The organism is Nocardia sp. NPDC058518, assembly GCF_042719655.1.
GTDB lineage: Bacteria > Actinomycetota > Actinomycetes > Mycobacteriales > Mycobacteriaceae > Nocardia.
The window spans coordinates 138,210-145,966 of sequence record NZ_JBHXNJ010000005.1; the positions used below are offsets into that span (position 1 = coordinate 138,210).

Consider the following 7,757-nt stretch of genomic DNA (forward strand, 5'->3'; position numbering starts at 1 on the left):
GCATATGGCTCATACGCTGAGTTCATCAGCCCGATGAACAAGGAGAACGACATGAAGATCGCCGTCTACGGAGCCAGTGGCCACGTCGGAACATTCGCGGTGCGGGAGCTGCGCGAGCGCGGCATCGAGACCGTGGCCGTCGGTCGCGACGCCGAGCGGCTCGCCGGTCTCGGCGCCGAGGTCCGCGTCGCCGCCGCCGACGATCACGCCGCCCTCGTCGCCGCGTTCGCCGATGTCGACGCCGTGATCAGCACCCTGCCCGACTACACCGGCACCGGCGAAACAGTCCTGCGCGCTGCCATCGCGGCAGGCACCCACTACATCGACGTCGCGGGCGAACAGCTCTTCGTCGAGAAGGTCTTCGCTGAATACGGCCCGCTCGCGGCAGCAGCCGGCGTGACGCTCTCGACCGCGACCACCGAAGCAGGGATCTTCGGCGACCTGCTCGCCCACCTCGGCGCGCAGCGACTCGGCGGCGCCGACGAGATCGTCCTGAGTCACGTCGCCGCGCCCGGCGGCGAGGGCTCGCGCGGGAGTATGCGCACCGTCTTCCAGAATCTGGAAGTCTTCACCAGTGGAGGCTTGTCCTGGTCCGACGGCGAATTCCACACCGGCCCCCAGCCCCGCCGCGCTACCTTCCTACTCCCTGACGAGACGGAACCCATTGCAGTGATGAAGTTTCCACAACCCTCGGTCGTGACCATTCCGCGCCACACGGCGGTGCGCTCGGTGGAGGGCGTACTCGCGAAGTCGATCTTCGAGATCGTCGGCACTGTCACCGAGGCCGATCTCGATGCGGCGCCCGAGACGCCGTCGGCCCCTGCCGCGTACTCGATGGTTGTCGACATCCGTCGCGACGGCCGGACACTGCGCGGCATCGGCAGCGGTCCCGACGCCTACCGCAACAGCGCGCAACTCGCGGTCGAGGTCGCGACGCGCATCGTGAGAGGTGCGGGCAAGCCGGGCGCACACTCACCCGCCGAACTGTTCGAGCCGGTCGAATTCCTCGACGACCTCGCTACTTTCGGTATGACCTGGTCGCTCCGGTGACGGTGCGCCTACGCTGGATCGCCGCACCCGTCGCCGCCGTGTCCGCGCTGGCCCTGGTGGCGTTCGGTGCGCGCGATACCGAAACCTCATGGTCGAGTGCCTGGGCGACCGCGCTCCAGTACCCGATCTACCAGAACTGGTCCGCGATGGGTTTCTCCGATCAGACTGTGCGACAGGTGATTCGCCTGTCGCACGAGGGCCCGCAGGTCAGAGTCCGATTGTCGAACCGCTACGGGGAGTACCCACTGCCTGTCTCGGCGGCGACGGTCGCCGCCAGTGCGGGCGGAGCCGCTGTCGTCCCGGAATCGTTGCGGGCGTTGACCGTTGGTGGGCAGTCCAGCTTCGTGATCGCGCCGGGGGGTGAAATAGTCAGCGATGCGGTGGACACGGCGGGGGCGTCGATGGCGGTGACCCTCTACTTCGCCCAACCCACCGGCCCCGCGACCCAGCACGGCCAGGCGCTCGCCACCACCTACCGGGCACACGGCGATCACGCCGCCGATCCCTCGGCGGCACCCTTCACCGATACCTCCCAATCCTGGTACTACCTGGCAGGCGTCGACACCCTGCGACCGAGCGCGGGCGATGTCACCGTGGCCTTCGGCGACTCGCTCACCGACGGCTACCGCTCCACCCTCGACGCCGACCAGCGCTACCCCGACCAGCTCGCGGCGGCGGGCCACCACGGCCCGGTGGTCAATGCCGGAATCAGCGGCAACAGGCTGCTCACCGACTCGACCGTGCTCGGCGACAGCGCCCTCGCCCGTTTCCGCCGCGACGTCCTCGAGCAACCGGGCGTCGGCACCGCCGTCGTGCTGATCGGGATCAACGACATCGGGCTGTCGGGTAGCGCGGGGCCGGACGGGGCGGTCTACCCGGAGGTTTCGACAGATCAGCTCATCGCCGGATACCGCGAACTGATCACCCAGGCGCGGACGAACGGTGTGTACATCGTCGGCGCGACCATCCCGCCGTTCGCCGGGTCGACCTACTTCTCGCCAGAGAAGGAGCGATTGCGCATCGAGGTGAACACTTGGATCCGGGAGTCGGACGCGTTCGACGAGGTGGTCGATCTCGAACAAGCGCTGACCGCACCCGGTGATCGCACCCGCCTCGCCGCGGCGTTCGACAGCGGTGATCACCTGCACCCCAATGACTCCGGCTATCGCGCCATGGCGGTGGTCATCGCACGAGCCCTCGCCACGTGATCACCGTCTCGCCGCACGGGCCGCGACCAGGCTGGACGCTGACCCGTACCCCAACGGCCGGTGAACCCTGATCGGTCGAGTGGCAGGTAGGGCGGGGGCTCGATATGCTCGATTCCGACTTCGAAACAGGCTGCCTTGCTGCGTGTTTGATCGACCACTGATGGCTGGGGGCCTGTGAGTACTGCGGAAGTACTGCCGATGGCGCAGACGGTAGCCGCACCGGAGGGGTCCGGTGACAGCGCCGGATCCGTGGTGCTCGGCGCCGGGGTGGCGGTGGTGGCGATCGCCGCCGTGACCGCGGTCTTCACCCCGCAGGCCGTCGGCATCCCGGTACTCGCCGCCGCGGTGGCCGCGGCACTGTTCGGCTGCCCCGCGGTCTGGTTCGCACTGCGTCAGCGCGCGCAGGCGCGCGCGAGTCTGGCCACCGCCCAGCGTGCCGAACAGCAGCTGGCCGCCACCGTGGCCGAGGCGAGCGCACGCCTGACCCAGGCCGACGAACACACCGCCGCGTACGCCTGGGAAGCACAGGAGAATTCGCGGCGGGGCGCGGCGGCACTGGCCGCGTTCGCCGGTGCGGCGGGCCGTATCCAGGCGATGACCACCTCGATGCTGGCCGAGCTGCGGGAGATGGAACACCGCCACGCCGACCCTCGGGTGCTCACCGACCTGCTCCACATCGACCACCGCACCGCCCAGGCCGGGCGGCTCGCCGACAGCATCGCGGTCCTGTCCGGTGCGCGCACCGGCCGCCGCTGGGCGAAGCCGATCGCGATGGAATCGATTCTGCGCGGCGCGATGGGTCGCGTGGCCGGGTATCAGCGCGTGCGGCTGCGGGCGATCGCCGAGATCGGCATCGCCGGGCATGCCGCCGAAGGCGTGATGCACACGCTCGCCGAACTCCTCGACAATGCCTGCAACTTCTCGCCGCCCACCACCGAGGTGCACGTCTACGCCGCGGAAGTGCCCGCGGGCGTGGTGATCACGATCGAGGACAGCGGCCTGATCATGAGCGATTCCGCGCTGCGCCGCGCCGAAGCCGCCGTCACCGGCCGCGATCACAAGGGCAAGGGCGCCGACCTGGCCTCGCTGTCGGGAACCCGGCTCGGGCTTGCCGTGGTCGGGCATCTGGCGCGCAAACACGAACTCACCGTGTCGTATCGGCCGTCGGCGATCGGCGGCACCGCGGTCGTCGTTGTCGTCCCGCGAGAGCTCACCGCGCGCGCCGAACGCCGCAGCCGCAATGCGGTGGCCCCGCCGCGCTTCGCCGAGCCCGCCACGCTGAGCCAGTTCGACAGTCCGATCCCGCGCAGAACCGACACCGGCACCATGGATTTCAGCGCGCCTGCCGGTCAGCACGCGCGACCGGAGCCCGACACTGCTCCGTCCTCCTCGCCCACACTGCCGAAACGCCGCCGGGGCGACACCCTGGCCCAGGTCCACCCCGAAGGCCTGTCCACCGCGCCGGCCGCCAAGGCGCCACCGGCCAAGCCCACAGCCCTCGGTGCGTTCCAGCGTTCCGCGCCGGGCCGCACCACCGCAAGCCACGAACCGGGCAGCGCCGCCGCGGCTCCCGACCCACAGGAGGACCGATGACCACCACCGCCCCCGCGAATCTCGGCTGGCTGCTCGAGAAGCTGCTCGCCCGCACCCCGCGCGCCAGGCATGCCCTGCTCCTGTCCGGTGACGGGCTGAAGATCTGCCATACACCCGAACTCGATGTCGATCGCGCCGATCAGCTGGCCGCTATCGCCGCGGGGTTCCAGAGCCTGTCGCACGGGGCATCCGTGGAGTTCGGTGACGGGCGTGGCGGCGTTCGCCAGTCGATGACCGAGTTCTACGGCGGCATCCTGTTCGTGGTCGAGGCCGGGCGTGGCGCGCACTTGGCGGTGGTCGCCGCCGAGGACGCCGATGCCGGTCTGGTCGGGCACACGATGCACGAGCTGGTCGAACAGCTCGGCGAGCACCTGGCGGCGGCGCCCAGACGCGGAGCGATCGATTGACCAGGGCAGGTCGCGACGACGATCCCGACCGCTTCTACACCCTGACCGGCGGCCGGGCGCCCGCGACCGAGGACTTCGACCTGGTCACCCTGGTGGTCAGCGAGTCGGCCCCCAGCGCGGGCATGTCCTCGGAGCAGGCCGCGGTCCTTGACATGTGCCGGGCGCCGACCGCGGTGGTGGAGATCGCGGCCGAGCTGCGCCTGCCCGTCGGTGTCGCCACGGTCGTGCTGTCGGACCTGCTGGCCGCGGGCAAGATCACCGTGCGCCCACCGCTGTCGGCGGCGATGTCGCTGGATGCTTCCACCCTCGAGAAGGTGCTCGTTGGACTTCGCAAGCTCTGAGAACGTGCCCGAGCGGGCTCGAGCGCCGCTACACAGCACGGCAATGCATGGGTTGAAGATCGTGGTCATCGGCGGATTCGGTGTCGGCAAAACGACATTGGTGCGTTCGGTGAGTGAGATCCGGCCACTCGACACCGAGGCCACCATGACCGATGTCGGGGCAGGCGTCGACGACACCAGCGGTGTGCCGGGCAAATCGACCACCACCGTCGCCTTCGACTTCGGCCGGATCACCCTCGATGACGAACACGTGCTGTATCTGTTCGGAGCGCCTGGGCAGCAGCGGTTCTGGTTCCTGTGGGACCGGCTGTTCGCCGGTGCGCTCGGCGCGATCGTGCTTGTCGACCAGCGCCGGATCAGCGACTCCTGGTACGCGATCGACCGGCTGGAACATCAGGGCACCCCGTTCGTGGTCGCCTGCAACGACTTCGGTGATTCCCACGCCGCCGACGATGTGCGTGAAGCACTCGATCTCGATCCGGCGGTGCCGCTGGTGATGTGTGACGCGCGCTCGCGCGAATCGAGCAAACAGGTGCTCATCACCTTGGTCGAGCATCTGTATTCCGCCGTCCCGCAGGGAGAATCCGTCTCATGAGCTCACCGACCGGCGCCTGCCCGATCACCGGCGCGGTGCCGCTGAGCGGCCCCGAGTTCCACATCGAACCGCACGAGGTCTATCGGCGGATGCGGCGCGACCACGGTCCGGTCGTGCAGGTGGAACTGCCCGGCGGGTTCCCGGCCTGGCTGATCATCGGTTACCGCGAACTGCACCAGGTGACCAGTGATCCGCTGCTCTTCCCGCGCGATGTGTCGCTGTGGAATCAGTGGGGCAAGGTGCCCGACGATTGGCCGCTGCTCCCGATGGTCGGGCGGCCCATGCCCTCGATCTACTTCACCGCGGGCGCCGAACACCGCAGGCATCTGGCGATGGTGGAACCCGCGCTCGACGCGGTCGACCACTTCGAATTGCGCCGTGCCTGTGAGGAAATCGCCGACCGGCTGGTCGACAGGTTCTGTGGTCGAGGCACCGCCGACCTGATGGCGGAATTCGCGGTGATGCTGCCGGTGCTGGCGCTGGCGCGCATTCTCGGCCTGCCCGATACCGATGCGGCCGACCTCGCCCTGGTGATGAAACTGCTCGCCGACGGCGGCGCCGACGCCCAGGCCGGGCACGCGCGCTTCGCCGAGCACATGGCACGGCTCCTGGCAGCCAAGAAGGCCCGTCCCGGCGGGGATCTGGTGTCGCTGATGCTGGCCGATCCCGAGCCGTTCACCGACGAGGAATACATGATGGACCTGATGGCGATCACCGCCGCGGGCCATCTGCCCACCGCCGACTGGCTGGGCAGTTCGATGCGGTTGATGCTCACCGACGACCGTTTCGCCAACGCGCTGGGCGGCGGCAGGCGCAGCGTCGGCGAGGCCATGAGCGAAGTGCTCTGGGAAGAGGGACCGACCTCGATCCTGGCCGGGCGGTGGGCCGCGCGCGACACCCGCCTGGCCGATCAGACGATCCGGGCGGGCGACATGCTGCTGCTCGGTCTCGCCGCCGCCAATCTCGATCCGCATGTGCGCCAGTCGTTCACCGAGGGCGGCTCGGTGCCGACGGGCAACAACGCCCACTTCGCGTTCAGCTACGGCGAATACCGCTGCCCCTTCCCGGCGCAGCAGATCGCGGAGATCATCTCCAGGACCGGGATCGAGGTGCTGCTCGACCGGCTCCCCGACATGGACCTCGCAGTACCCGCCGACCAACTCACGCGGCGACCTTCGGCTTTCCTTCGGGGCATGACCGCTCTGCCCGTTCGTTTCACACCAGTTCGACCCGTCGGAGGTTTCTCGTGAGTTCGCCATGCCCTTTCGCCATCGACCCCATGGTCGGTGACCTCGACGGAGAGACCGCCCGACTTCGATCACTCGGCCCGATCACCCGGATCGACCTGCTCGGCGTGCCCGCCTGGACCATCACCGACCACGCCGTCGCGCGCCAGCTGACCACCGACACCCGGCTGGTCAAGGACATCAACGCGTGGTCGCTGTACGCCGACGGCGTGGTGACGAACCAGTGGCCGCTGATCGGCATGGTCGACGCGGGTCGTTCCATGTTCACCGTCGACGGCGCCGAGCACCGCAGGCTGCGCCTCAAGACCGCGCAGGCACTGGCCCCGCGGCGGCTGGAAGAGCTACGCCCGGTGATCGAGCAGCTCACCGCCGAACTCCTCGACGACCTCGCCGCCGCCGGTGCCGACGGCGCGACGGTGGACCTCAAGGAGGTGTTCGCCTACCCGCTGCCCATGCGCGTGGTCGGCGACCTGATGGGAGTCGCGCGCGAGGACCACGCGCAGCTGCTCGACTGGTACAAGAAGTTCTTCTCGGTGATGACCCCGCAGGACGAGCGCCTGCGGGTGATCGGCGAACTCGACGTGTACTTCACCGACCAGGTAAGGCAGAAGATCGCCGACCCGGGTGACGACCTCACCTCGGCGTTCATCAGCGCCGACGAAGGCGGCGAGCCGCTCACCGAGGAAGAGGCGATCGGCAATATCAAGGCGCTCGTCGCCGCCGGGCACGAGACTACCGTGAGCCTGATCATCAACACCGTGCGCGCGCTGCTCGGCGAACCCGAACAGCTGGCGAAAGTGCTTGCCGGCGACGTGGAGTGGAAGCAGGTGATCGAGGAGTCGTTGCGCTGGGACGGCCCGGTCTCGCACCTGCTGATGCGTTTCGCCACCGAGGACATCGCCGTCGGCGACACCGTGATCGCCAAGGGCGAGGGCGTGGTGATGTCCTACCGCGCCGTCGGTCGCGACATCGCGGTGCACGGCGAGACCGCCGACGAGTTCGACGTGACGCGCTCGACCGCCAACCGCCACTTGGCTTTCGGTTACGGCCCGCACATCTGCCCCGGTGCCGCCCTGTCGCGTCTGGAAGCCGCGATCGCGCTGCCCGCGCTGTTCGCCCGCTTCCCCCAGCTGCGACTCGCCGTGCCCGACAGTGAGATCGGCAATCTGCCGGTACTCACCCAGAACGATCTGGCCGCGTTGCCGATCATCCTGAGCTGACCGGCGTCGGGGGGGGGCGCCGGGCGGGCGGTGGCCGGGGGCGGGGCGGGGGCGGGCCCGGGGCCCACACCCGGGCCGCACAGGGAGGGATATAGG

Annotated in this window: 8 protein-coding genes; all 8 read left to right on the forward strand. The window is 69.3% G+C overall.

The genetic code is table 11. From position 1 onward, the window contains the following. The first annotated feature begins 51 nt into the window (after positions 1–51). The 8 genes from ACFWPX_RS11515 to ACFWPX_RS11550 all read left to right on the forward strand — a co-directional run bounded on the left by ACFWPX_RS11515 (position 52) and on the right by ACFWPX_RS11550 (position 7,661). On the forward strand, positions 52–1,050 hold the full coding sequence (locus tag ACFWPX_RS11515; protein ID WP_378927332.1) for a saccharopine dehydrogenase NADP-binding domain-containing protein: 999 nt from the start codon (positions 52–54) through the stop codon (positions 1,048–1,050). Beyond that, positions 1,047–2,258: an SGNH/GDSL hydrolase family protein gene (locus tag ACFWPX_RS11520; protein WP_378927334.1), complete on the forward strand. Its 1,212-nt coding sequence runs from the start codon at positions 1,047–1,049 to the stop codon at positions 2,256–2,258. Before ACFWPX_RS11515 ends, ACFWPX_RS11520 begins: the two co-directional genes overlap by 4 nt. 174 nt (positions 2,259–2,432) lie before the next feature. Then, entirely contained in the window at positions 2,433–3,851 is a 1,419-nt protein-coding gene (locus tag ACFWPX_RS11525; RefSeq protein ID WP_378927335.1) for a sensor histidine kinase, read from the forward strand. Continuing rightward, positions 3,848–4,258 (forward strand): roadblock/LC7 domain-containing protein, encoded by a 411-nt coding sequence (locus ACFWPX_RS11530; protein ID WP_378912688.1) that lies wholly within the window; start codon positions 3,848–3,850, stop codon positions 4,256–4,258. Before ACFWPX_RS11525 ends, ACFWPX_RS11530 begins: the two co-directional genes overlap by 4 nt. Next, on the forward strand, positions 4,255–4,599 hold the full coding sequence (locus tag ACFWPX_RS11535) for a DUF742 domain-containing protein (protein ID WP_378912687.1): 345 nt from the start codon (positions 4,255–4,257) through the stop codon (positions 4,597–4,599). The genes ACFWPX_RS11530 and ACFWPX_RS11535 overlap by 4 nt, the downstream gene beginning before the upstream one ends. Before the next feature lie 43 nt (positions 4,600–4,642). Continuing rightward, on the forward strand, positions 4,643–5,194 hold the full coding sequence (locus tag ACFWPX_RS11540) for an ATP/GTP-binding protein (RefSeq protein ID WP_378927337.1): 552 nt from the start codon (positions 4,643–4,645) through the stop codon (positions 5,192–5,194). Then, on the forward strand, positions 5,191–6,444 hold the full coding sequence (locus tag ACFWPX_RS11545) for a cytochrome P450 (protein ID WP_378927338.1): 1,254 nt from the start codon (positions 5,191–5,193) through the stop codon (positions 6,442–6,444). Before ACFWPX_RS11540 ends, ACFWPX_RS11545 begins: the two co-directional genes overlap by 4 nt. Next, positions 6,441–7,661 carry a cytochrome P450 gene (locus ACFWPX_RS11550; protein WP_378927340.1) on the forward strand — a complete coding sequence of 407 codons (1,221 nt, stop codon included), beginning with the start codon at positions 6,441–6,443 and terminating at the stop codon, positions 7,659–7,661. Before ACFWPX_RS11545 ends, ACFWPX_RS11550 begins: the two co-directional genes overlap by 4 nt. The last annotated feature ends 96 nt before the right edge of the window (positions 7,662–7,757 follow it).

What these genes read in the sequence shown, in the direction of transcription:
- ACFWPX_RS11515 (WP_378927332.1), top strand. Translation starts at nt 52, where the DNA reads ATGAAGATCGCCGTCTACGGAGCCAGTGGCCACGTCGGAACATTCGCG.
- ACFWPX_RS11530 (WP_378912688.1), top strand. Translation starts at nt 3,848, where the DNA reads ATGACCACCACCGCCCCCGCGAATCTCGGCTGGCTGCTCGAGAAGCTG.
- ACFWPX_RS11540 (WP_378927337.1), top strand. Translation starts at nt 4,643, where the DNA reads ATGCATGGGTTGAAGATCGTGGTCATCGGCGGATTCGGTGTCGGCAAA.
- ACFWPX_RS11545 (WP_378927338.1), top strand. Translation starts at nt 5,191, where the DNA reads ATGAGCTCACCGACCGGCGCCTGCCCGATCACCGGCGCGGTGCCGCTG.